Annotated in this window: 20 protein-coding genes and 1 pseudogene; 15 read left to right on the plus strand and 6 right to left on the minus strand. The window is 59.8% G+C overall.

Translation table 11 applies throughout. The features are described from left to right. Nucleotides 1-74 precede the first annotated feature (74 nt). Nucleotides 75-710, plus strand: a pseudogene (locus CXY71_RS22120) (transposase); the annotation flags it as partial. A gap of 291 nt (nt 711-1,001) precedes the next feature. On the opposite strand, the gene CXY71_RS13560 reads toward CXY71_RS22120, so the two are convergent. From CXY71_RS13560 to CXY71_RS13570, 3 genes are read right to left on the minus strand one after another with little or no spacing between them, the layout of a single operon-like run. After that, the gene (locus CXY71_RS13560; RefSeq protein WP_104136286.1) at nt 1,002-2,366 is read right to left on the minus strand and encodes a Gfo/Idh/MocA family oxidoreductase; all 1,365 of its coding nucleotides are present in this window, start codon (nt 2,364-2,366) and stop codon (nt 1,002-1,004) included. Between the two features lie 4 nt (nt 2,367-2,370). Further along, nucleotides 2,371-3,543, minus strand: coding sequence for a CDP-glycerol glycerophosphotransferase family protein (locus CXY71_RS13565; protein ID WP_158253096.1), 1,173 nt, complete (start codon nt 3,541-3,543; stop codon nt 2,371-2,373). Beyond that, nucleotides 3,540-4,697, minus strand: coding sequence for a glycosyltransferase (locus CXY71_RS13570; protein WP_104136292.1), 1,158 nt, complete (start codon nt 4,695-4,697; stop codon nt 3,540-3,542). Before CXY71_RS13570 ends, CXY71_RS13565 begins: the two co-directional genes overlap by 4 nt. A gap of 802 nt (nt 4,698-5,499) precedes the next feature. On the opposite strand from CXY71_RS13570, the gene CXY71_RS13580 reads away from it, so the two are divergent. The 4 genes from CXY71_RS13580 (at nt 5,500) to CXY71_RS13595 (ending at nt 10,687) form a co-directional block, all read left to right on the plus strand. Continuing rightward, on the plus strand, nt 5,500-6,969 hold the full coding sequence (locus tag CXY71_RS13580; RefSeq protein ID WP_104136297.1) for an IS66 family transposase: 1,470 nt from the start codon (nt 5,500-5,502) through the stop codon (nt 6,967-6,969). 346 nt (nt 6,970-7,315) lie between these two features. Continuing rightward, complete coding sequence (locus CXY71_RS13585) at nt 7,316-8,554, plus strand: glycosyltransferase (protein ID WP_233204637.1); 1,239 nt, start codon at nt 7,316-7,318, stop codon at nt 8,552-8,554. 88 nt (nt 8,555-8,642) lie between these two features. Then, nucleotides 8,643-9,695 (plus strand): GDP-mannose 4,6-dehydratase, encoded by a 1,053-nt coding sequence (gmd, locus tag CXY71_RS13590; protein ID WP_104136302.1) that lies wholly within the window; start codon nt 8,643-8,645, stop codon nt 9,693-9,695. Then, nucleotides 9,692-10,687: a GDP-L-fucose synthase gene (locus CXY71_RS13595; RefSeq protein ID WP_104136305.1), complete on the plus strand. Its 996-nt coding sequence runs from the start codon at nt 9,692-9,694 to the stop codon at nt 10,685-10,687. The genes gmd and CXY71_RS13595 overlap by 4 nt, the downstream gene beginning before the upstream one ends. A gap of 656 nt (nt 10,688-11,343) precedes the next feature. Here CXY71_RS13595 and CXY71_RS13600 read toward each other — a convergent pair. Together CXY71_RS13600 and CXY71_RS13605 are read right to left on the minus strand one after the other, a co-directional pair. After that, complete coding sequence (locus CXY71_RS13600) at nt 11,344-12,813, minus strand: sugar transferase (protein WP_104136308.1); 1,470 nt, start codon at nt 12,811-12,813, stop codon at nt 11,344-11,346. A gap of 270 nt (nt 12,814-13,083) precedes the next feature. Next, entirely contained in the window at nt 13,084-13,857 is a 774-nt protein-coding gene (locus CXY71_RS13605) for an IclR family transcriptional regulator (RefSeq protein ID WP_199184309.1), read from the minus strand. 141 nt (nt 13,858-13,998) lie between these two features. Here CXY71_RS13605 and CXY71_RS13610 point away from each other — a divergent pair, with 141 nt between their 5' ends. The 8 genes from CXY71_RS13610 to CXY71_RS13645 all read left to right on the plus strand — a co-directional run bounded on the left by CXY71_RS13610 (nt 13,999) and on the right by CXY71_RS13645 (nt 20,561). After that, nucleotides 13,999-14,847, plus strand: a complete 849-nt coding sequence (locus CXY71_RS13610; protein ID WP_104136312.1) for a transporter substrate-binding domain-containing protein — start codon at nt 13,999-14,001, stop codon at nt 14,845-14,847. Nucleotides 14,848-14,926: 79 nt separating this feature from the next. After that, complete coding sequence (locus CXY71_RS13615) at nt 14,927-15,580, plus strand: amino acid ABC transporter permease (protein WP_104136314.1); 654 nt, start codon at nt 14,927-14,929, stop codon at nt 15,578-15,580. A 10-nt stretch (nt 15,581-15,590) separates the two neighbouring features. After that, nucleotides 15,591-16,229 (plus strand): amino acid ABC transporter permease, encoded by a 639-nt coding sequence (locus CXY71_RS13620; protein ID WP_104136316.1) that lies wholly within the window; start codon nt 15,591-15,593, stop codon nt 16,227-16,229. A 37-nt stretch (nt 16,230-16,266) separates the two neighbouring features. Continuing rightward, the gene (locus tag CXY71_RS13625; protein WP_304481833.1) at nt 16,267-16,992 is read left to right on the plus strand and encodes an amino acid ABC transporter ATP-binding protein; all 726 of its coding nucleotides are present in this window, start codon (nt 16,267-16,269) and stop codon (nt 16,990-16,992) included. Next, nucleotides 16,993-18,045 carry a D-2-hydroxyacid dehydrogenase gene (locus CXY71_RS13630; protein ID WP_233204638.1) on the plus strand — a complete coding sequence of 351 codons (1,053 nt, stop codon included), beginning with the start codon at nt 16,993-16,995 and terminating at the stop codon, nt 18,043-18,045. Continuing rightward, a complete protein-coding gene (locus tag CXY71_RS13635; protein ID WP_199184310.1) occupies nt 18,032-18,841 on the plus strand; it encodes a fumarylacetoacetate hydrolase family protein in 810 nt (269 codons plus the stop codon). Before CXY71_RS13630 ends, CXY71_RS13635 begins: the two co-directional genes overlap by 14 nt. Continuing rightward, nucleotides 18,838-19,488 (plus strand): bifunctional 4-hydroxy-2-oxoglutarate aldolase/2-dehydro-3-deoxy-phosphogluconate aldolase, encoded by a 651-nt coding sequence (eda, locus tag CXY71_RS13640; RefSeq protein ID WP_104136318.1) that lies wholly within the window; start codon nt 18,838-18,840, stop codon nt 19,486-19,488. Before CXY71_RS13635 ends, eda begins: the two co-directional genes overlap by 4 nt. After that, a complete protein-coding gene (locus CXY71_RS13645) occupies nt 19,485-20,561 on the plus strand; it encodes a sugar kinase (protein WP_104136320.1) in 1,077 nt (358 codons plus the stop codon). The genes eda and CXY71_RS13645 overlap by 4 nt, the downstream gene beginning before the upstream one ends. 27 nt (nt 20,562-20,588) lie before the next feature. Here CXY71_RS13645 and CXY71_RS13650 read toward each other — a convergent pair whose 3' ends face one another. Continuing rightward, nucleotides 20,589-21,341 (minus strand): GntR family transcriptional regulator, encoded by a 753-nt coding sequence (locus CXY71_RS13650; protein WP_104136323.1) that lies wholly within the window; start codon nt 21,339-21,341, stop codon nt 20,589-20,591. A gap of 132 nt (nt 21,342-21,473) precedes the next feature. On the opposite strand from CXY71_RS13650, the gene CXY71_RS13655 reads away from it, so the two are divergent. Continuing rightward, the gene (locus CXY71_RS13655) at nt 21,474-22,538 is read left to right on the plus strand and encodes an Ldh family oxidoreductase (protein ID WP_233204639.1); all 1,065 of its coding nucleotides are present in this window, start codon (nt 21,474-21,476) and stop codon (nt 22,536-22,538) included. A gap of 56 nt (nt 22,539-22,594) precedes the next feature. Continuing rightward, entirely contained in the window at nt 22,595-23,650 is a 1,056-nt protein-coding gene (locus tag CXY71_RS13660) for a sialic acid TRAP transporter substrate-binding protein SiaP (protein ID WP_104136326.1), read from the plus strand. Nucleotides 23,651-23,727 lie beyond the last annotated feature (77 nt).

The raw sequence follows: 23,727 nt of genomic DNA on the forward strand, positions 1-23,727 counted from the left end.
CATTATGGTTATCAACAGCCAGCATTGGCAGCGTAGGAGAAACCACTAATTCCGCTGTCCGAAATACCCGCGGCAGGTCAATCCTCGAGTTAGACACCGAGCTCGGCCAAAACATGACGCGTATTAGTGACCTCGTCGCAGCGATCCCTGCAGCCGAACTGCTGGAAAAAACCGGTATCGGTCCCGTCACCGCAGCCAGAACACTCGTCGCGTGGTCCCACCCGGGCCGGGTCAAGAGCGAAGCCGCTTTCGCCGCGATCGCCGGCGTGAATCCAATTCCCGCATCATCAGGCAACACCACACGGCATCGACTAAACCGTGGCGGAGACCGCCAACTCAACCGTGCCTTGAACATCATCGCAATGGTCCGAATGGTCCACGACCCGNTCAAACGCTACCTGGCCAGAAGCATCTACCGGCACCTCAACACCGCGTCAGCCACAAAATTGGGGGTTGACGAGATATAGAAGCTTCATAGGAGCGTCAAACTCCGCATTCCCTCGTTCGTGAAGCTCCAGAAGAGCATCGTCAAACACCGCACCGCGATCCTGGCGTCCATCGAGCACGGCCTCTCCACCGGACGAGTCGAATCCATGAACACCAAGATCCGCCTCATGACCCGCATCGCCTTCGGCTTCACATCACCCGACGCCCTCATCGCCCTCGCCACGCTCAGCCTCGACGGCCACAAACCCGTGCCCCCCGGCCGGAACTAACCCACGGAAGAGTCAGGAGAGCCCGTAAAGTGGGCATAATTAACAACCCAGACCAAACCGAAACCGCATGAATTCGCGAAACCGGAAACCAGCTCAATCGTCCATGTCAGGACCCCTGGAGCCGGCCTGGGCAACAGATCCTGGACCATGAGATGAATCGCTTCGTCCCTTCTTGAAAAGATGGAGACTACAGCTTGCAATTGGTGCAATTTTGCCGCCCCGGTGCATATCTTGGCGGCTTCCTAGAGGACAGGCTTGCTGAACGCTTAAGCATTGATATTCAGTTTATTCCTGATCATAAGAGGGACCAGAAGGCAATGTGTGATAACTCGATATTATCCCATTCATGTATAATGATTCAGCGCGAGTAAGTTTGTAGTTTTCCCGGACACCGAAGTTGATCATTGAGACAAAGTCGGCCAGTTCATAGCGAAGGCCATCGCCGTCGAACCGTATATTGAACGATTCGTTGTCACGGGGATTTTCCCTCCGAACCTCGTAGTGCTTGGTTAGCCACCAAGGCGCGGGCGCATAGATGTATCCAGTCGTTCCGCTTACGGTGAGACTACCTTCTGCTTTGACCCCGAGCCCCACAGTTGCGGTCGCCATGGCCTCCGCATACCGTATCCGGATTTTAGTGAACACATCGACGTCGCTGTCGGGGTCCATGAGCGAGTCATACGACACAGTTACAGGGTTGGTGCCGAGGAGCTTCGTGATAGCGAGCAGCGGGTAGCTTGCAAGTTCCGTTACGCTGCCGCCAGCCTGGGCCTTTTCAAGTTCCCTGCCTCCTTGCCCAACGAGCTTGGTGAAGGTCGCTTCAACGTTTTTAATCGTACCGATCTTTCCGCTGCGCGCCATCGACACAAGATGCATGAATCCTGGAGAGTAGGCCGTCTTCACCGCTTCCATCAGGAGAAGATTGCGCTCCCGAGCGATGTCGTAAAGATCGCTCGCCTGCGCACTTTCCAAAGTCATGGGTTTTTCGCAGAGGACGTGGCGACCCCGTAAGAGCGCTTGACGGGCCTGTTCATAATGAGCGAGGTGCGGGCTCGCGATATAGACGGCGTCAACGCGATTCAGGAACGATTCATAGTTCGACTCGGCAAACCCCAACGTGTGTTCAAAGGCGAACGTACTGGCCGACGCAGAGCTCGGGGTGAAAACACCTTCGACGTTCACACCACTCACGTACTTGGATTCCGCGACAAATCGAGTCGCAATACGTCCCGCGCCGACGATGCCAAGTTTCAGTATCTCCACGGCGGATGACCGAAGTTCAGTGCTCGAAATGCCGGGTGTTCGGTCCAAATAGATGACTTCGCAGTAGTCGCTCAAGTAGTCGAATTTTCCCGCCCAATCGGAACCGATTGCGAAGACGGAGATGTTGTATTTCTGTGCGTCAGTTACCTTCTGACCTTCGTATTCTTCGATGATGATTTCATCGGCGAGTCCACTTTTTCGAACGCCTTCAATGCGGCGAGCAAGCGACTCATGAACATTGAGCTTGCCACGTCCGCTATCGTAACTGTCTGTCGTGACGCCAACGGTCAAATGGTCTCCCAGAGCGCGCGCACGCTCCAATAGTCGTCGGTGGCCGGGGTGAAACAAGTCGAAAGTTCCGTAGGTAATTACCCGTTTTCGGCTCATTCCGTCAGCCCTTTCGTTCCGCAGTGTGCAGTGTGAGATTGCTACGATGAGCAAGTTCGTCGAGAAGTCTGTTCGCCGATGAATGATGCGAGACCAGACCGAAATACTTGCGGGCGTGGTCTCTCTTGGCTTGGTTGGAAGGGACTCCGTCTACGACTTCTCTCGCGAATGCATCAAAGTCCGCGGGAACTAGCAGGTTCGGCCCTGGCAGATGAGCCATCGTATCCGCTGGTTCAAGCCCGCGTCCCTGCATGTAAGCTTCAAGGTCGGGCATGAAAAAGCCTATGGGGCGGTCCAGATACAGGTAATCCGTCCATATTGAGCTGTAGTCGGTCAGGATTCCGCCGCTCGCTCCCAATAAATGGTAAAGAGTCGTTCCCGCTCGGCGAATTTGGTCATCGTCAAGAACGATGGCAGACGGTATCGCGCGTCCGCTTGAGTCAAGCGGATGAGGTTTCACGACTGTTTGAATCCCGTGAAGCCGAAGAACTCTTACGAATCTCGTGAAGTCCCTATTGAGGGCTTCATCGATGTTTAAACCGTGTGTGTCTGACCAAGACCCATTCTTTCCCTCCCCAGCCGCCTCACGATAGGTAGGCATCCACACTATGAATTTTTCATTCGGGTCGATGCCTAATGCGATTAGGACGGGGTCGGTGACTGGCCGGTTCAACTGCTCCAAACGGGGATATCCTGTTAGAAGAACATTTTCAGAAGGAACCTTGAAAAACCTGGCACGGTATTCGCCGAAAACGGAACTCCCGGAAACCAGAAAAGTTGACCGTATTACAGCGCCAGCGTTGGCTTTCGGTCCGTCACCGTGCCAAAGGTTCACCATGGTCTTTCTAGACGATGGCCGGGGGCAAAAATAGAGACCGTGAGTAAAGAAGACGACTTCGGCCGTACAGAAAGCCAATATCCCCCGCAATGATGCCTTGCGCAAGAACGTGAAGTTGGGAGCGTGAGCGGGGAGGCCGAGGGCCGCAAGCCGCGTTGTGTCAGGCGGATCGAGCCAGACGATTTGGTATGGATACCTCTCGTTAAGCGCGCGGGCTACCTCGATGACGTTGCCTTCATCGGCCGGCCACCCGTGAATAACAACATGTCTGCGTTGAGGTAAAACCCAGAGTCCGAGCTGAACGCCAAGAGCAACGATAGTCTTTATAATTTTTTTCACTCTGTCCTGTTTTCGCGTCGAATCCTTGTGGCTAATTTGGCGTGTCCGAGAATATCTGCATAGTCGGTTTCGAGACGTAGACCGATGGGAGTCATAGAAAATTTGTCACGGGCCAGAGCCAAAGCGTTTAGTCCCATGCGTTCGCGTCGCGGCTTATCGCTGACTAACGTTCGGACAGCATCAGTGAGCGCCGACTGAGAGTGGTCCACAACGATGCCGGCTCCTGCGGCCACAATACTTGGTGCCAAGCCGCATGAATGCGTAACAATAACAGGGAGACCGATGGACATCGCCTCCAAGACAGACATTGGAAAAGGCTCGTCTACGGATGGCAGCACGTAGATAGACGAATGTCGCATGCGGGCTATTGTCATTTCAGACGAGATTGCACCCTCCCACGTAATCTTTCCGAAGGCGCCGTCGATTTCTGCGGCTAGGCCTCCGGCGGCCCCCTCATCGGGACCTACTAGAGCAAAGGTGGCGATGTGACCTTCGTCCAAAAGTGTTCTTGCGGCGGCGACGAAGACCTTGGGACGCTTTCTATCTTGCAAGCGCGCCAGGAAGAGCACTTCAAGGTTCGGTCGCACGGTTTCGATCACCAGTTCAGACCTGGGAACCCCGTTGGCGAGGGCTAACAGAGATACTCGACCGCGACCAACTACAGTTAGGTCGTTCTTCTCTTTAGGGGTGAGGTAAAAGATTGCTCCGGCCCTTTGCAGAACTCGTCGAGTCAGTAATGCGTCGAGAAGTCCGGCTAAGGTTTTGGATGAATAATCGATCATTCCGTGGGATTGAATCACAAGTGGAACCCGTCTGAGCAGTGCGATCGCTGCGGCAGGAAGTGTAATCAGATCTCGAGCCATGTGAACATGGATCAGATCAAATCTCCTAACATTGCAAAAGACGTGGAACGACAGAGACAGGGAAATTAATCCGGCAAAACCGGAATTCGGAATCATTCTCCAAACGCGAAACAGCCGAACGGGAACACCGTCGATTTCGGTCGGGAGCGTGGCATAACCCCGGGTGCCACCGAATATGGTCACTTGATGGCCACGCCGAATTAGCTCCTTCGCCTGATTAACTGCCACTCGCACCGGCCCACCGTATTCGGCATCAGGGGAGATGAGCGTCACTATCTGTACAATTTTCATAAGTTCCTATACAAAGCTCGTGACTGCGAGAACGCACAGCACTACGAAAACCGGATCCCTACCTGACGGGAAGGCGCGCCAGAAACAACCGTATTGGGGGCAACAATTCCCGAGACCACCGTAAGAGGAGATACTAAGGCGGATCTGCCAACGTGACTTCCCCCCAAGACTATGCAGCGACTCGCCAGCCATGCTCCCGTATCAACGTGAATCGGCTTTGTGATCAGGGCCATGTCGCGACGGTGCGCGTGACTGCCTGTCGTTAGAAGTGTCTCTTGAGAGATGACGACGTCGTGACCGACGAAAATGTGGTCCTGATTGTGAAACCAGACGCCCTCTCCGATCCATGACCGAGCACCGATGTGAAGCTTCCAGGGGAACTTGACCCGCGTTCGTGGACGAAAGATGACTCCATCACCGATCTCGGCACCGAATAGCCGAAGTACTCGTACGCGAATCTTTGAGCTTATTTGCCAAGCGTTTGTGACAAAAAGTAATTCGAATACGGCCCAGACATAGATAACGATTCTGGGTCGGTCCCAAGCGACGTGCTCCCCAGAAGCGCTAGCAAGGTCTATTACGGGAATCTCGCTAGGAGAAGTTTTGCGATCATTCCCCATCAAACATTCCTCCAAATTCGTAGACCTTGCGAACGCCGCGCTGATCAGACGGCCAAGATCTAGCTTCCAGTGTATACGGGGCTCTTGTTTGGGATTGGTTACTAGTCAGGTTCTCTGAGCGGGTTTTGCAGTTACCGGCGGTTTAAAAATATTTCCGGTCTTTTCCCTGCGACGATGGCGGCATGGTTAGGGCACCCACGCATGGCGAGTTGCTTCGCACGGTCGCCGACCTGATGAAAGAAAACGCTGGTGACCGGGCGGAGTTCAAAGCGACCGTCGATCGGCTGGAGAAGCGTGTTGATCGTCTGGAGAAGGAGAACGCTTCGTTGCGTTCCCGGCTGGATAAGAACTCAACGAACTCCTCGAAACTACCCAGCACGGACAGTTTCAGCAAACCCGCCAGCAAGGCCCGGTCCCTTCGCGAAGCGTCCGGTAAGCCGCAGGGGAAACAGACCGGCAGCGGTGGTGTTTCCTTACCAATGACGGCGACTCCGGACCGGGTTCTCCGTCACGAGCCCGCCACGTGCCGGGGCTGTGGGAGTTCCTTGGCTGGCGTGGCTGGGACCGTCGCTGCGCGGCGGCAAGTCGTTGACGTCCCGCCGATCCGGGCGGAAACGGTCGAACACCAACGGATCGAAAAACTGTGTCGGTGCGACATCGTCACCACCGGCGTGCTTCCCGCTGACGTGAAATGCGCGGTGTCCTACGGGCCGAGACTGCACGCAATCGGCGCCTACCTACTCAACGTGCACTATCTACCCGTCGCCCGTACCGCGGCCGTGTTCAAGGATCTGTTTCAGCTGCCCGTGTCCACCGGCTGGGTGTCCGCCCTGGGATCGAAAACCTCCGGACTGCTGGCCGAGACGGTCGACCTAATCAAGCAGGCCGTCGCTGCCAGTGCGGTGGCTCATGTTGACGAGACCGGCCTGCGCGTGGGTGGCGGCCTGGCCTGGGTGCACTGCGCGGGCACCACAACGCACACCGTGTTCCATGTCGATGCGAAGCGTGGTCTGGCCGGCACGTTGAATGGTGGGGTGCTGCAGTCGTTCACCGGGGTGATGTTTCACGACGGGTGGGAGCCCTACAAAACATTCACCGCCGCAACCCACGGTTTATGCAACGCCCACCACCTCCGTGAGTTGCAGAAAATCAGTGAAGACACTCCGGAACTGGGGTGGGCGAAACAGATGAGCGAATTCCTCGTCCGCACGCATCGACAGGTTCAAGCAGCCAAAGCCCGCGGAGACACCGGTCTGTCGACGGAGGCCCTCGACGCGGTTCGGCGCGGATATGCGAAGATCCTCGCAACCGGTGACATTCAGTCTCCCGCCCGGGTCCACCCAAAAACCGGGGGCCGCATCGCGCAAACCGAGCCGCGACGACTGCTCAACCGGTTGGGTCCACACCACGACGACGTGCTGCGCTTCGCCACAGACTTCACCGTCCCCTTCGACAACAACCAGGCCGAACGCGACATCAGAATGGTCAAGCTCCGCCAAAAAATCTCAGGCTGCTTACGCTCCACGACGGGCGTGGAATATTTCGTGAATGTTCGATCGGTGATGTCCACCGCGAGAAAACAAGCAGTGAACGAGTTCGAAGTCCTCCTCGACGCGTTCACCGGCACCAGCTGGATCCCCGCACGGCCCTGACCACAACCGCCATCCCCCCAGTCGAAACACGACCGGTCACGGAAACACTCGGCCATTCCCAAAAACCTGACTAGTTACTGGGATTGTCGCCGCTCGATTCCGCGAACTGTAGACTTATATGCGGTGCGCGTATTTTGCTGAATCAGCGGAAGCGAGTTCGTTGGATCACGGTTTGAGCGGCCGTGTCACACATATGGGGGATAATCGTGGTAGTGATAGCAAACATCGATCCATCAAACGCCGGTCGATATTTTGATCGTTCCTTTGATGAGAATATGTCTCACTAATAGCACTTATCGAATCCATGAGACATGATTTCATGAACGATGATCATCGAGGCGTTTGCGTGCTCGTTCTCGGGCTCAACTATCAGCCTGAACAGACGGGAATTGCCCCCTATACGAGCGCCTTGGCTGGTGGTCTTCAGGCACGCGGGATGCACGTCGAGGTCGTGTCCGCGCACCCCCACTACCCACAGTGGAAGATTCAACCTGGATTTGGCTCCTGGACCAAATGCGACACCGTCGATGGTGTCACGGTACGGCGGCTGCGGCACTATGTTCCGGCGCGGCCCAGTGGCGTGAAACGACTGCTCTCAGAGATTTCCTTCGGACTCCGGCTCGCCTTCTTGCGCTGGGGCGAGCCCGACGTCGTCGTAATGGTCTCGCCTGCGCTCTTCTCCACCGCCATCGCGACGCTGCGTATCCGCTTGAGGCGGCACAAGCCGGCTATCAATGTGTGGCTGCAAGACATCTACAGCTTGGGGATTAGCGAAACCGGCCTGGGCGGAAGTTTAGTCGCGCGCATTATTGCCTGGGTTGAGATGAAGACACTGAATGCAGCCTCTGGGGTTGTAGTCATCCACACGCGCTTCGCTGACTACGTAACTGACAAGCTCGGGGTTGACGCAGACCGCGTCGAGATCGTGCGCAACTGGACTCACCTGGACGCGGCGCCGCTGGCAAACCTGCCAGCCATCCGCAAAGTGCACGGCTGGGCTTCTGACGAGATCGTGGTGTTGCACGCCGGCAACATGGGCGTGAAGCAGGGGCTCGAGAACGTCGTGAACGCGGCTCGGCTCGCGGACGAACACCATCTGCCGCTTCGCTTTGTGCTGCTGGGCAACGGCAGTCAGCGCGACGAGCTGCGCACACTGGCTGCGGGCATTGAGCGCCTTGACTTCATTGACTCGCTCGACGACGCGGGATTTCAAGGCGCGCTCAGCGCAGCGGACATCTTGCTGGTGAACGAAAAGCCGGGGGTGTCTGAGATGGCCGTGCCGAGCAAGCTCACGTCGTACTTCAACGCGGGGCGGCCGGTGATTGCGGCGACTGACCTGACTGGCATCACGGCCGGAGAGATTGCCGCGTCGCACGCTGGGCTCATCGTTCAGGCGGGGGATGCGCAGGCGATGGTCGATGCGGCTATGAGCTTGGCTGCTGATCCCACGGCTGCCGCGAGACTGGGCACCAACGGGCTGCGCTACCGCCTCGAAGTGCTGGGCGAAGATGCGGCGATCGATCGGTACGCGGACTGGTTACGGCGTTTAGCTGCGCAGAGTTCACGCACCCGAGCGGTGAGGTAGCGGCGTTGCACAGTGGTGCGCGGTCGATAGGTTTGAAACTTCGGGACTGGCTGCCGCAACGCGCGCAGCTGAAATGTAGGGGGACTTCATGGCGAAACGCGCTTTTATTACCGGGATTACGGGCCAGGACGGCTCCTACCTTGCTGAGCTGCTGCTCGCCAAGGGGTACGAGGTACACGGGCTGATTCGTCGGGCATCCACTTTCAATACCTCGCGCATCGATCACCTCTATGTGGATCCGCACGACGAGGGCGCGAAACTGTTTCTGCACTACGGCGACCTGAGTGATGGGTCGCGGCTGGTCACGCTGCTCGCGCAGATTCAGCCCGACGAGGTTTACAACCTGGCGGCGCAGTCGCACGTGCGGGTTTCGTTCGACGAGCCCGAGCACACGGCCGACACCACCGGCATGGGCACCATCCGACTGCTCGAAGCGGTGCGTATGGCCGGCATTGCGTGCCGGTTCTACCAAGCATCATCGTCGGAGATGTTCGGCGCGACCCCGCCGCCGCAGAACGAGCTCACACCGTTTTACCCGCGCTCGCCCTACGGCGCCGCCAAGGTCTACAGCTACTGGATCACCAAGAACTATCGTGAGGCCTATGGCATGTTCGCCGTCAATGGCATTCTGTTCAACCACGAGTCGCCGCGGCGCGGGGAGACTTTCGTGACGCGCAAGATCACCCGAGCTGTCGCCGCGATCAAGGCCGGCACGCAGGACCACGTGTACCTGGGCAACCTAGACAGCATTCGGGACTGGGGCTACGCCGCCGAGTACGTGGAGGGCATGTGGCGCATGCTGCAGGTCGATGAGCCCGATGACTTTGTGCTCGCTACCGGCGGCAACTTTTCGGTGCGCGACTTCGTGGCCACCGCGTTCGAGCACGCGGGCCTGGACTGGGAGAAGCACGTGCGCTTCGACGAACGCTACCTGCGCCCCACCGAAGTGGACGCGCTGGTTGGCGACGCGTCGCACGCTTTCGATAAGTTGGGGTGGAAGGCCACCGTCGACACCGCAGAGCTGGCTCGCATCATGGTCGACGCTGACATCGCGGCGCTGGAGTATGCCGGTGGCAAGTGGATCGACCAGGTCAAGCTCGCCAGCTGGGGCACGCTCGAGCCCGTGGGCGTCGGCGCGTGAGTGCTGGCCTAGTTGACGACCGCGACCAGGTGCAGTTCACGCCGGGGCCGCTCGATCGCTCGGCCCGGTTCTACGTGGCCGGGCACCGGGGGCTCGTGGGGTCGGCTATTTGGCGGCGCCTGCAGGGCGAGGGGTTTACCGATCTGGTAGGGAAGACATCCGCTGAGCTAGATCTGAAGGATCGCGATGCGGTGTTCGCCTTCTTCGCAGCGACCAAGCCGCGATACGTGGTGTTGGCGGCGGCGAAGGTCGGCGGCATTCTGGCCAACAGTACCTTCCCCGTTGAGTTCCTCAGCGACAACCTGCGCATTCAGGTGAACGTGCTCGATGCCGCGCTCGAGCACGGGGTGGAGCGGCTGCTGTTTCTGGGGTCTTCGTGCATTTACCCCAAACTGGCGGCGCAGCCCATTACCGAGAATGCCCTGCTCACCGGCCATCTGGAGCCGACCAACGATGCCTATGCGATCGCGAAGATCGCGGGCATTCTGCAGATTCAGGCGGTGCGGCGCCAGCATGGGCTGGCCTGGATCTCGGCGATGCCGACGAACTTGTATGGGCCGGGGGACAACTTCTCACTCAAGGGATCGCATGTGTTGCCGGCGCTCATTCGTCGGTATGACGATGCCGCGGCCTCGGGTGCTGCGTCGGTGACCAACTGGGGCACCGGAACGCCTCGGCGGGAGTTTTTGCACGTGGATGACATGGCAGAGGCTTGCCTGCACCTCATGGAGCACTACGACGGGCCGCAGCAGGTCAACGTGGGTACCGGGCGCGATGTGACGATCGCGGAGATCGCTGCGGTCGTCGCGCGGGCGGTCGGGTTCACGGGGGAGACGCTGTGGGACGCGTCGAAGCCCGACGGAACTCCGCAGAAGCTGCTGGATGTGTCGAAGCTGGCTGGTGCCGGGTGGACGGCGCACATCGAGCTTGAAGACGGGCTGCGGTCGACGGCGGAGTGGTACCGGGAGAACGTCGGAGCGCTGCGAGAATAATCCCGGGTTTCGAGCGGTGGCTCGCGTTGGTCACAGTCAGCGCGTGGGCCCATTCCCGTTCGGGAATGGTGACGTTCACCCCGTTGTGAGTGACGTTGACCGTGTCGAGGCTCGCGGTCACTTCGACGAGCCTGCCGATCTCTCGTTTCGAGTGCTGGCCGGTTGAAAACAGCTGGCGTATCTTCGCCCAATCATCCGTATTGATCACCCTCCATAGTGACTGGGGCCCTGTCTCCAATCGCGATGTTGAGCATCAACGGATGGATCACGGCGATCGACGACGCGCGGTAGCTCACCGGGCAACGTGCGCCGCCAAGGGTGTTCGTCGATCAGCAACCTGCGCTTAGCGCCAGGGATCGTCGAACAGGTGGGCGTCTATGCGCTCGTACATGGCATCGAGGGGAGTGCTGAGCTGTTGGGTGAACCATTGGCGAATCCAAGCGAGGGGAGAGCGCATGCGGGTGCACTTTCTAGGCTGGCTACTGCATCGGGTTCAGGCGTGGCTCGGGCGGCAACGCACGACGAATTCCGTGGGGTAAGCGCGGGTTCGTGATGCGAACCTAGCCCAACCAGTGGCAATTTGCCAGGGTAATGAGAAATTCTCTGTTGTGCGATCGGGCGCGGGACAGCCGATCGTCGCGGGCGGCGGCATTCGTTTAGAAGGCGCCGTCTCTGGCGAGTACGGCTTTGGCGGTGCGCCAGAGAATGACGAGGTCGCCCATGAGTGACCAATTTTCGACGTAATAAAGGTCGAGGCGCACGGTTTCCTCCCAGGTGAGGTTGGAGCGGCCGCTGACTTGCCAGAGCCCGGTGATGCCGGGCTTGACCAGAAAGCGGCGGTGCACGTGCAACTCGTACTCGGTGATCTCGGTTTCGAGCGGTGGGCGGGGGCCCACGAGTGACATAGACCCTGTGAGTACGTTGAACAGCTGGGGCAGTTCGTCGAGGCTGTAGCGGCGCAGAAACCGGCCGGCGCGAGTGACGCGGGGGTCGTTTTTCATCTTGAACATCACCGAGTTACCGACGGCGCGGGGGGAGTCTTGCAGTGCGGCCAGGCGAGCCTCGGCATCTGCTACCATCGACCGAAACTTGAGCATCTGAAAGCGCTGGCCTTTGTGGCCCACGCGTTGCTGGCGAAACAGCACCGCACCCGTGCCGCTGAGCCGCACGGTGAGCGCGATGGCCGCCAGCACGGGGGAGAGCGCCACAATAAGCAGTGCTGAGCCGACGATGTCGAAGGCGCGTTTAGTGAAGTGGGTCTGGCCTTCGTAGCGGGGGGTCTCGACGTGAATGAGCGGCAGTCCGGCGACCGGGCGGGTATGAATGCGGGGGCCGCTTACGTCGATGAGGCGCGGCACCATGATGAGGTGGTGGCGGCTGGGTTCGAGACTCCAGCTGAGTTCGCGCATGCGCGTGGGTGAGATGGCGTCGCTGCTGGTGACGATCACCGTGTCGGCGGTGAGGGAATCGAGGGCGGCGTGCACATCGTCGATGCCGCCGAGCACGGGCACGGTGCTGCCCGGCAGGTGCTGGTCGGCCGGGCCGGCAGTGACGCACGCGCCGACCACGAGGTAGCCGGCGCCGAGGCGGGTCTGCAGCTTGCTTGCGATGCGGGCGGAGGACTCTTGCGTGCCGACCAGAATCACCCGGGAGGTGTACCGGCCGTGTGCGCGTTGGGCGACCAGCCACTGGCGCCACATCCACCGCGAGAACACGAGCACGACGATGCCGAGGGGAAAGGCGAGCAAAATGTAACCGCGCGCCACGTCGATCTTAAACAGGTACGCGACGATGGCAAGGAGACCGAATAGCCGAACGGATGCCCCGACGATCAGCTTGTACTCGTCGAATCCGGTACCGAGCACGCGGTCGGTGCGCGTGCCATAGATGTTGAGCACGGCCATCCAGCTGGCGATGAGAATGATCGATACCGCGGTGTATGAGACGGCGAGATCGCTGGAACGCACGGCCAGGTTGGCGTTATCGAAGCCGAACCAGGCGATCTGCACGCCGAACACGACCCAGATGAGTACCAGAAAGTCGGTGAGGGTGAGGCGGGACGAGTAGACGGCATGCCAATCGTGAGCCGGATCCACCCGTTTTTGCGTGTGTGTCGTGCTAGACAAATGCGGTCACCTCCCCCGAGTGTGCGTGCCTGCTGTGGCAAGTAGCCACTGTGTCTAATACTACGGGAGTGGGGGTTCCCCATTGAGGGGTATAGGAGGACGAATTTTGTTTCGACTGCCACACTACGGGCGTTCGTCTCGTCGTGGCTGGAAGGCAATTGAGGCAAGGGATATACGGATGCACCGAGCTCTCTGACCCATCGGTCATCGGTAACCGTGAGCGGCACGTACCTGGCGGCCTCAATGACGGTACCGAACGCGGGTCGCGTCTCAGCGCAGCGCCATCACCGTGGAAAGCGAGCGGGCAGCTTCCTCGAGCTGAGGCACCTGCTGTGCCAACTGGTCGATGCTGGCGCGAAAGGCTGGCGCGGCGGTGGCGACGGCGGCCACGATTTTCTGGTTCACGAAAATGGGCACGCTAATCGCTCGAATACCCACTTCGTGCTCCTCGTCGGCTACGGCGTAGCCGCGCGTGTACACCGCTTCGATCTCGGTGCGAAAGGCGTCGCGGTCGGTGATAGTGTTCGCGGTGAATCGGTCAAGGGCGAGCGTGTTAATCAGGTGGTTGCGCACGTCGTCCGGCGAGAACGCAATGAGTACCTTGCCGACGGCGGCGCAGTGCAGCGGCCCGTGTGTGCCCGGCTCGCCCACAACGCGTACCTGCTGCGGCCCCTGCACGGTGTGCACGTAGAGCTGGCGGTCCCCGTCGAGCACGGCCAGCAGGGTCGCCTCGTGGGTGAAGGCTGAGATGCCTTCCAGAATGGGGCGGGTCATTCCGGCGAAGCCGTAGGCCACTGCCACGGTCTGGGCGAGCTGAAAGATGCGCAGCCCCACCGTGTACTGACGGGTGGTCGGGTCGAATTTGGCGTAGCCCTCGCGCACCAGAGTGCCGAGCAGCCGGTGTGCTGTGCTCAGCGGAAACCCCGACTCCCGAGCCAGGGCGGAGGCAACCGCGCCATGCGGATGCTGGCCGAGCAGCGTCAATAATGACAGGGCTTTGCCCACCATGTCGCGGCTGGGTGCCGGTGCTGGAGTGTCTGGCATGGTCGTTCGCCTCTCGGTGGCAGCTGGTTCGCCTGAGCCTAGTTGGGATATTCGGATTATCTGGAATAGCCTCGCTGATGCTATATTCTCACATAGTAAAAGGTGCTCCCACTATTCGGGAGTACATCCGGGTAGGTACCAATGAAGTTAACTCTGGAGATGTTGCACATGCGTCGGTTGAATTCCAAACTCGTCCTTATTCCCGCGCTTGCGTGCGCACTCCTGCTGTCGGGGTGCACGTCGCCCGAGAACAGCGCGGGCGGTAGCACCGCTGCCGCAAGCCAACTCGACAAGGTGATCAAGAGCGGCACCGTACGAGTCGCCGTTCTTCCCGATTACCCGCCGTGGAGCGTGCAGACTCCAGACGGAGGCTTTGAGGGCTACGACATCGACATCGCCGAGAAGCTCGCCGAGGCCCTCGGCGTCGAACTTGAGCTGGTCAGCACTGATGGCACCAGCCGCCTGCCCCTGCTCAAGTCTGACCGGGTCGACGTGAACATCTCCGAGTGGACCGCTACTGACGAACGCGCGAAAGAGGCCGGCTTCACGATTCCCTACGTCGCTCACGGCGCCGGCGTCATGTTCAACACCGCCAACCCGGTTGAAAGCTACGCGGATCTGGCTGGCAAGAGCGTTTCCGTGGCGCGAGGCAGCACCAACGACTCCATCATGACCAAGAACTTTCCCGACACGAATGTCGAGCGATTCGAAACGATCGCCGACGCTATGGCGGCACTGCAGGCTGGAAAGGTCGACGCCCTCGTCGAAGGAAGCTCCACCGTGGCGCAACTTGCCGAAGACAACGCAAATTACGCGGTCGTTGACGAGCCCGTGCTCTTTCCGTCACTCGTCTCCATGGGCGCTTTGAAGGAAGACCAGGTCTGGATCAACTACCTGAACAACTTCATTCGCAATCTCAACGCTTCGGGCACCAATCAAGAACTGTTCCAGAAGTGGGGCAACGAGGACCTTCCCGACATCATCGGCTAGGTTCCCTCGGCTCGTCGACCGGAGCCTGCCGGTCGGCGAGTACCGAATGCAGTGACGTGGTGCTCAAGAAAGGCCATGCATGACCCTCTACTTTGGCGATATTCTCCCGTATCTGCCCGTGATGCTGAAAGCCCTCTGGGTGAGCATTTACGTCACCCTGATCAGTTTCGCGGCCGGCGGTGTATTGGGTATTTTCATCTACCTCGCGAAGGCGAGCCGGTTCAAGGCTCTGCAACTGTTCAGCAATGGCTACATCGAGGTAATTCGCAACACCCCGTTGCTGGTGCAGCTCTACCTGATCTATTTCGGGCTCGGCTCCATCGGCATCAACTTCAACCCTCTGTGGTCAGTGCTGATCGGCATGACCCTGAACAACTCTGCCTACACCGCCGAGATCTTTCGTGCGGGCATTAGTGCCGTGCCGAAGGGCCTGCGCGAAGCCGGAACTGCGCTCGGCATGCCGTTTCACCAAACCTTTCGGTACGTCATTCTCAAGCCGGGCATTCGCAACGTTTTGCCAGCCCTGACCAACCAGTTCATTGTGTTGTTTCTGTTCTCGTCGATTGGATCGGTCATCGCTCTTGATGAACTGACCTCGACGCTGCAGAACCTCAACTCGCAAACACTGCGCACCCTGGAGATTTTCAGTGTGGGTGCCTTGCTCTACTTTCTGACGTCGGCAGCCATCGCGTTCGGATCCAGAATCACCGAGAGGTTGGCTTTCAGATGGTAGGGCAGAGCTGATGGACTTCGTGCAATATCTACCGCCCCTGCTGCGTGGTGCCGGTCTGACCCTCGTCATCTGTGTTGCCGCGGGTGTGCTTGGCAGCCTGATTGGCGTAGTGCTAGGCACCGCCAAAGCATCCCCGAGCTGGATCGCCCGCGCAATCAGTTCCCTGTATGTCAACTTCATCCGCGGCGTTCCTATCCTGATCATCTTGCTGTTCACTTATTTCGCCCTGCCGCTCATGCTCCCCGCGCTCACCTTCTCACGAGGGTTCACAGCAGTTGTGGGTCTCTCGATCTATTCCGGGGCCTACATGGCGGAGATTATCCGTGGCGGTATCCAAGCCGTTCCCAAAGGACAATCGGAAGCAGCGGAAGCGCTCGGGATGCACTATTTTGTTCGGCTCCGTTACGTGATTTTTCCGCAGGCGATGAAGATCGCCATGCCACCGGGCATCGGGTTTCTGATCGCGTTGGTCAAGGCATCCTCTCTTGTATCCGTGATCGGATTCGTCGATCTCACCCGGGCGGGCCGAATCGTCACCACCCTCAATCAGGAGCCGTTGACGACGTTCCTCATCGTGGGCGCACTCTACTTCGTCATTTCTTATCCCATTTCGCTACTCGGTACCTGGTACGAACGGAAGCTGGCATGAGCGCATCAAATTTTTCAGTCGTCGGACGGAGTAACTCATGATCATCACGGTCGAAGGCCTGCACAAGAGTTTTGGAAAGTTGGAGGTGCTCAAAGGCATCGACTGCGAGGTCGCCGAGGGTGAAGTGCTCTGTGTGATTGGCCCCTCGGGGTCAGGCAAGAGCACCTTTCTGCGCTGCCTGAACTTTCTCGAATCGTTCAGAGAAGGGCAAGTGACCATCAGTGGTCACAACCTCACCGGTGCAAAAACCAACCTCAACGCGGTGAGACGCGACGTTGGCATGGTTTTTCAATCCTTCAACGTGTTTCCGCACATGAAGGTCATCGACAACATCATGCTGGCACCCATGAAGGTCGGCAAGGTCAGCCGCGTCGATGCACACGCCCGCGGAATGGTCCTGCTCGAAAAAGTAGGGCTCACCAGCAAAGCGGATGTCTACCCCAGCACCCTCTCTGGCGGCCAGATGCAGCGGGTTGCCATCGCGCGTGCACTCGCCATGGAACCCACCGTCATGCTCTTCGACGAACCCACCTCCGCTCTCGACCCCGAAACCGTCGGGGATGTGCTCGACGTCATGAAGAAACTTGCCGAGGAAGGTATGACCATGGTCGTCGTGACCCACGAAATGGGGTTCGCCCGCGAGGTCGCCGACCGAGTGCTGTTCATGGACGCCGGCGTCATTGTTGAGGAGGGCACCCCCGCCCAGATCTTTGAATCGCCCCAGCACGTGCGCACCCAAACCTTTCTCAGCAAGTTGCTCTGAGTGAGCGCCTCGCGGCTGCGGGTGGTGATGGCCACGCCGCTCGACGAAGAATTGTGCGATCTCATCGTCGCTCTCGAACCCCGCATCGACCTGGTGTGGGAGCCGAGTCTTCTGCCGACTCGGCGGTTTGCCACCGATTATCGCGGTGATCCCGCCTTCTCACGCACACCGGTCGAGCAACAGCAGTACGAGACCCTGATTGATTCTGCCGAGGTGCTCTATGGCATTCCAGACGTGAATCCGGCGGCGCTGCAGCGAACGGTTGTGGCGAACCCACGATTGCGGTGGGTACAAACCATGGCGGCCGGTGGGGGAGGGCAGGTGAAAGCGGCGGGGCTCAGCCTTGCCGACCTCAACCGCGTGCTGTTCACGACCTCGGCCGGAGTACACGGCCGCCCGCTCGCCGAATTCGCTCTGTTCGGGCTGCTCGCCGGTGCCAAGCTACTCCCCGAACTTATTGCCCAGCAGCGGGACCACCTGTGGTCGGAACGCCTGCAAATGCGCCACCTGGCCGACCAGACCATTCTGGTGCTCGGTACTGGCGGCATCGGCCGTCAGATCATTCGCCTGCTCGGTGTGTTCGGCTGCCACGTGATCGCCACCAGTCGGCGTGTGATGGTGTGCGACGGGGCCGACGAAGTCGTGCACCCCGATAGCCTGGCCGAGGTGTTGCCTCGCGTCGACGGTATCGTCGTCACCTTGCCGGGCACAGACGCCACGAAGGGGCTAGTCGACGAAGCGGTCTTCTCTGCGCTTAAACCCGGTGTGACCCTGGTCAATGTGGGGCGAGGATCCGTCGTTGACGAGCCCGCGCTGATCGCCGCCCTGCAGAACGGGCAGCTCGGGTATGCCGCCCTAGACGTCGTCGCCCACGAACCCCTCGACTCGCAGAGCCCGCTGTGGAACATGCCGAACGTTCTTATCAGCCCGCACTCCGCGGCGCTCGCCGGCAACGAGCCTCGGCTCATTGCTGAGCTCTTCGCGGCCAACGCTGCCAACCTGCTCGACGGGCATCCGCTTCTCAACCAGGTCGACACCGTTGAGTTCTACTAGCACCGCGCCTGCCCTGCCCGGGCTTCGGGCTGCCTCCGAGCGGCTAGCCCGCATCGCCACCCCCGCTGGGCCGCGTGCGGTGGTCTGGCGTGATCATCGCTGGTGCGGCATCCGTGACCTTTTTGCCGCCGAGTTGCGCCTGACCGGTGACATCTTTGAAGCGGATGCGCGGCTGCTCGCCCCCTGCGAGCCCCGCGTGATTCTCGGCATGGCGCACAACGGTCCCGGCGATAGACGGATGCCCCCGCAAGCGTTCCTGAAATCGGCCCGCACTGCGGTCGGGCCGCAGTGCGCCATCGTTCTGGATGCCCGCACCGGTGCGGTCAACGTTGAAGGCGAGCTCGCCGTCGTGCTGCGGCGTGACGCACGGTGTTTAACGCCTGACGAGGTACCGGGTGCCATTCTCGGGTACACGATCGGCAATGACGTAACCGCCATTGGCCAGGTCGCCTTCGACGAGAAAATGACTCAGGTCAAGAACGGTGACGGGTTCACCCCGCTCGGGCCGTACATCACGACCCAGCTGGATTGGCGCGATGTCAGCATAGACGTCGAGGTGAACGGTGTGCTGCGAGCGCACGGAACCACGACTGACCTGGCCTACGACGTGATCGAACAGCTCGTCTATCTCAGCTCGATCATGACATTGGGCGCGGGCGATGTCGTGCTCATGGGCGCGCCTGGTACGTCGGCGAGTGTCGAACCCGGAGACGATGTCGCCATCACCTTGACCGGTCTCGGAACCCTGCGCAACCCCGTAGTGGCCCTTTCCCTCTTAGAGCAGGAGCTCTTATGACCCAAACGTCCGAAGATTCCGTTCTACTTCGACTTGAACACCTCGGCATTGTGCCCGTGATCGTTCTCGATGACGTGGTACACGCGACCGACCTGGCCGATGCGCTCGAGAGCGGTGGGCTGCCCGTGGCCGAAGTCACCTTGAGAACGGATGCCGGCCTCCAGACCATCCGTCGGCTGTGCGACCGCGGCGACATGCTGGTGGGAGCCGGTACCGTCTTGAATGCCGAGCAGGTCGACCTCGTCGTCGAAGCCGGCGTCTCGTTCGTGGTCAGCCCCGGGTTAAGTATCGAGGTTGTCGAACGGTGTCTGCACCACAATGTGGCGGTGATTCCCGGCATCGCCACTGCGACCGAACTTCAGGCCGCTGTCGCTGCGGGCCTGAGCCACGTGAAGTTCTTTCCGGCCGGCAAGCTGGGCGGGCGGTCCATGATCGAAACGTTGGCCGAACCGTTCCCCGACGTGCGCTTCATGCCCAGCGGCGGGGTGAACGCCGCGAACGTCAGCGACTTTCTGGCGAGCCCGTCGATCTTCGCGGCGGGCGGCAGCTGGATGGCCACCAAGGCACTCATCGCCAGCCAGCAGTTTGACGAGATTGCCCGGCTGGCGCGTGAAGCGAGCTCCCTCGTACGCGTGGCGTCTCGATGAGCCGGCCGGTCGTCCGGCCCAAGCGGGACTGTCGATTCGATGCGGTGTCCCTCGGCGAGGTCATGCTGCGGTTGGACCCGGGGGAGGGGCGCATTCGCACGGCTCGCAACTTCGCGGTCTGGGAGGGCGGCGGAGAATACAACGCGGCTCGTGGCCTCTCGAGCACCTTCGGCCAGCGCACGGCGGTAGCGACGTCACTTGTCGACAACGAAATCGGGCGGCTGACCGAAAATCTCATTCTGGCCGGCGGGGTCGATTCATCACTCATTGTCTGGCGAGATTTCGATGGCGTTGGGCGTCAGGCGCGCAATGCGCTCAATTTCACAGAGCGTGGGTTCGGTTTGCGCAGTGCTATGGGCGTCTCTGACCGCGGTCACAGCGCAGCGTCCCTGCTGCAACCCGCCGAGATTGATTGGGACCACCTCTTCGGCTCGCTCGGAGTGCGCTGGCTGCACACCGGAGGCATCTTCGCGGGCTTGTCTGAGTCCACGACGCAAACAGCGCTCGCGGCCATGGCGTCGGCACGCAAACACGGCACCGTTGTCTCGATCGATTTAAACTACCGACCGAGCCTCTGGCGAGGCCAGGCTGCCCAAAAGCGGGCGCGCACCGTGTTCACCGTGCTGGCCGAGCACGCCGATGTGTTGGTCGGTGGAGCGACCGACTTCACCGACCGGCTCGGCGTCTGTCCCAGCGGGGATGTGGCGCTGGAAGACCTGGCGGGCAGGGTCTTGGGGCGATTTCCGAATCTGTGGCTGGTGGCCTCGACCGTGCGAAAAGTACATTCGGCCACTGTCAACGACTGGAGCGCTCTGGCCAGGGCTCGAAACGAGGCCACGGTCGTGTCAACTCAATACAAACGTCTGGAGATTCTCGACCGGGTCGGTGGAGGCGACGGATTCGTGTCGGGCCTCATCTTCGGGCTACTCGAGGGACACGAACTCGAGCGGGCCGTCGAGTACGGAACGGCCCACGGCGCACTCGCCATGACGACCCCCGGTGACAACTCCATGGCCACCCTCCCCGAGGTCGAGGCCCTGGTTAACGGGCAAGGTGCCCAGGTGCAGCGTTGACCCGCGGCGGAGCCTGCGGCCCGCTACTTAAGCTGGCTGCTGAGCGTCGTCGATGGCGAGCCTCGGTGAGAGGTAGGCGCTGAGATCGACTTTGTCTCGTCCCGCCTCATCGAAAGCCTTGGCGAACCTTTGGAACGCCCGCTTGAGGTGTTCGTGCATGGCGTTCTCAGCTTGAGCGGGTTCACAATCACGAATGGTTTCCCAGACTCGACGATGCTCCTCAATGGTGATTCTCCCGTTCATATCGGCCGGGTAAAGGCGGAAGATATGAAGGTGGCAATGTGTCTGTTCATAGGCATGGCGAACCACATCGTTTCCCGAAGCCGCCTGAATGTGCTCATGAAACCTGGAGTCGTGAGTCACCAGGTGCTGACGTATGTCGTCTTGCCCTTCTGCCTGTTTCATAAAAACCTGTAGCTCGGTGTTCAAGTAGTGAGCGGGATTTCCCAGGCGATTCGCTGCCGCTGTACGTGCCGCCCACGGTTCAACGAGTAGCCGAAACTCGAACAGCTCCCGCAGTCCCTCCAGATCCAACAGCGGGGTTGTGCTGTATCCCCGATTCGACGCGGTGACCAGGAGGTTGTCGCCCTGCAATCGACGCAGTGCCTCGCGCACGGGAGTTGGAGAAACTCCAAACTTGCGGGAGATGGCGTCGATATTGACCCGAGTGCCGGGGGGAATGATGTTGTCGAGAATTTGTGTGCGAAGCAGGTCGTAGACGCCGCTCGTAGTCAGTCGCGCAGGTGTCGAATCGGGCGTATCGCCCTGATGGTGAGTCATCTTCTGTTCTTCCTTCGCTTTGCTTCTACGGCCTGGGGATAGTCTTCCAAATTTTTTGATGAACCAAACGTGCTTGCGGTCATCGGCGTATATATATAGTATTCCAATGAATCGTATTTTTCCAATGAGGGGATGATGATGGAGTCGGCAACGTACGGCGTCCAAGATTTGACTGAATTTGCCCAGCGGGCACTCCACAGGGTGGGCGTCCCGGCATCTGACGCCGAAGTAACCGCTCGGTCCCTGGTCGGCGCTGATCAGCAGGGCACGGCCTCGCACGGCCTTCTGCGTTTGCCGCTGTATGTGTCAGCGATCGAGAGCGGCGGAATTAACAGCCTGCCGCACATGAAATGGATGACCGACACCGGTTCCAGCGCCCTGCTAGATGCGGACGGCGCCTTGGGCCAGGTTGCGATGGCGCGTGCCGTTGATTACGCCATGACCCACACGGCCGCGCGCGGCGTCTGCGCTGTGGCCGTACAGAACAGCAGCCATTACGGAACCGGGGCCTTCTGGGTAGACCAACTCTCTGGTGCCGGGTTCGTCGCCTTTCTGACCTCGACCACAGGACCCGCCGTTGCCCCATTTGGTGGTGGCGAGAAATTATTCGGTACTAACCCGTTGACCATCGGCGCCCCGAGTTCGGGGGCGCATTCCCTCACTGCGGACATGGCAACAAGCACCGGCGCCTACGGAAAGGTCATAGCGGCGCGGAACGAAGGAACGATCCTTCCAGAGGGATGGGCCATGGATTCCTCTGGGCAACCCACGACAGATCCACAAGAAGCGATGGCAGGGGCCTTGACGCCGTTCGGTGGGCACAAGGGGTCGGCCGTGTCGGCGTTGCTCGAGGCGATCGCGGCGTCGCTGGGGACGGCATCCTTCGCCCATGAAACTGAGGACATGTGGAACAATCCGGGATCCCGCATGAACACGGGCCACCTTCTGATCACGATCGACAGCAGCGCTTTTACGGGCCGTGCACACACCGAAGCGCGCGTTGGAAAACTTCAAGAGCGCATCCGGGAGTCCGGTCGAGCGGGTGAGGAAATACTTGCGCCTGGCGATCCCGAACAATCACGGGCTCGGTCTAATGAACAGTCAATTCCTCTGAGCGCATCCACCGATCGGCTTCTCGATCAGCTGGCGCAACATCTGAACATTGCGCCAGTGCAGCACAGGTCAGGGCCCCACTAACTCAATCTCAGCAGTACTTCAGCTCAGCTCATCAATTAGTTCAAGGGAGAACGCAAATGTTGAATCACACGAAGCACAGTGACGCACGTGTAGGGAAGAAAAAGAACCTGATCAGGTGCCTTCACCTATCGTTGGCGGCTGTCGCTGCCCTCTCGCTCGCGGGTTGCGGGCTCTCAGAGCCAGATGCGGTGGGTGATGCCTCCAATAGTGGCGACAGCAAGGTCCTAAGGCTGGCTCACGTCTATGAGGCAAGTCATCCTATGGAGACCTGTGGCGTAACCGCACTCAACCGGGAACTCGAAGACAGCGGTATCAGCATCGAGAGTTTTCCCAGCGGTCAGCTGGGCTCTGAAGCAGAGTCCCTGGAGCAGGTCGCTCTCGGCGGCCTTGACCTGGCAATAGCGGGCCCGTCATTCCTCGGGGTCTGGCATGACGAGGCCGCTGTCCTGGACGGCGCGTATCTGTTCGACAGCGTCGATCACTTCGCCGAAACTATCGCCGGGCCCACCATGGCGAAAATCTACGATGAAATGAGCGAGGAGACCGGTATCAAGGTGTTGTCCGGTTGGTATTACGGCACCAGGCAGGTGACGTCCAACAAGGAGATCAACGGTCCCGACGATATGAACGGCGTAAAAATCCGAACGCCTGATGCTCCCCTTTATCTGACGAACATCAAGATCATGGGCGGAACGGCAACGCCCATGGCCTTGGGTGAGGTTTACCTGGCGCTTCAACAGGGCGTGATTGATGCCCAGGAGAACCCCATTCCGACAATTTCGACGGCCAAGTTCAATGAGGTTCAGGACTTCATCAACATCACCGGTCACATGATTCAGGGCGTCAACATCGTGACGAATACTGCGCTCTTCGAGGCGCTCAGTTCTGAGCAACAGTCTGCACTGGAGGACGCCATGGCCATTGCCGCGGCTGAAGTGCGCGAGTGCGTCGAAACTCAGGAGCAAGATATCCTCGTCGACTGGAAGGCGGACGGCAGCATCACAGTCAATGAGGATGTCGACCGTGACGCCTTTGCGAAGCGGGCGAGAGAAATGCTTCCCAACGAGGTCACGTGGGGCGATCTGTACAAAGACATCCAGAGCGACAAATAACGATGGTTCATCCGGACGAACCTGACTATCTGGAGTCAAGATTCGCGGGGATCCGAGCCGTTGTCACTGTTGAACGG

Origin of the sequence: Cryobacterium sp. Y62 (assembly GCF_002929785.1) — a bacterium.
Taxonomy (GTDB): domain Bacteria; phylum Actinomycetota; class Actinomycetes; order Actinomycetales; family Microbacteriaceae; genus Cryobacterium.